This is a genomic window from Roseomonas rosulenta, from assembly GCF_016106005.1.
In the GTDB taxonomy this organism is placed as follows: domain Bacteria; phylum Pseudomonadota; class Alphaproteobacteria; order Acetobacterales; family Acetobacteraceae; genus Neoroseomonas; species Neoroseomonas rosulenta.
This window is the reverse complement of record NZ_JACADR010000625.1, coordinates 1-698: the sequence shown is the minus strand read 5'-3', so window position 1 is coordinate 698 and position 698 is coordinate 1. Positions and strand designations below refer to the sequence as shown.

1 protein-coding gene is annotated in these 698 nt (G+C 76.4%); it reads right to left on the bottom strand.

Annotation, left to right across the window (positions count from 1 at the left end; translation table 11 throughout):
- Positions 1 to 609: MFS transporter (locus tag HW578_RS27305; RefSeq protein WP_198373819.1), on the bottom strand; the 609-nt coding region annotated here is incomplete at its 3' end.
- Positions 610 to 698 lie beyond the last annotated feature (89 nt).

The following is a 698-nucleotide window of genomic DNA, read 5'->3' as shown; positions in this document are numbered from 1 at the left end:
CCTGGTCGGGCCGCGCCGTCCGCGGGGTTCGAGCAGCAGCGCGCCGAGCCCGCCCACCGCCGCGACCAGGCAGCCGAAGGCCACGAAGGTGGGCCGCCAGTCGAGCCAGGCCTGGAAGGCCTCCGCCGCCGGCGGCACCAGCGCGGTGCCGACGCCGATCCCGCTCGCCGCGATGCCCGAAGCGAGGCCGCGGTGGGTGGTGAACCAGCGCTGCACGGCGGCCATGGCCGGCACGTAGGCGAAGCCGGTGCCCAGCCCGATCAGCAGGCCGTAGCCGGCGTAGATCTCGACCAGGCTGCTGGCCGTCGCGGCCACCACCAGCCCGAGCCCGACCAGCATCATGCCGACCAGCGCTGGCACGCGCGGACCCAGCCGGTCCGCCAGCGGCCCGCTCAGCGCGCTCACCAGGAAGCAGGTCCCGCCCGAGAGCGCATAGACGAAGGCGACCGAGACGGTGCTGGCGCCAAAGGCCTCGGCGATCTCCTCGGCGAAGGCGGCGTAGGAGTAGATCGCGCCGAAGCCCGCCATCACCACCAGGAAGGCGCCGGCCACGACGCGCCAGCCATCGAAGACGCGCCGCCGGCGCGCCAGCCGCCGCGGCGCTGTCACGGCCCGACCTGCCGCAGGCGCGCGGCGATCCATTCGGCCACCGCCTCGGCCACCGCGGCGGTGGCGATCGGGTCGGGCCGGGCGCGGCG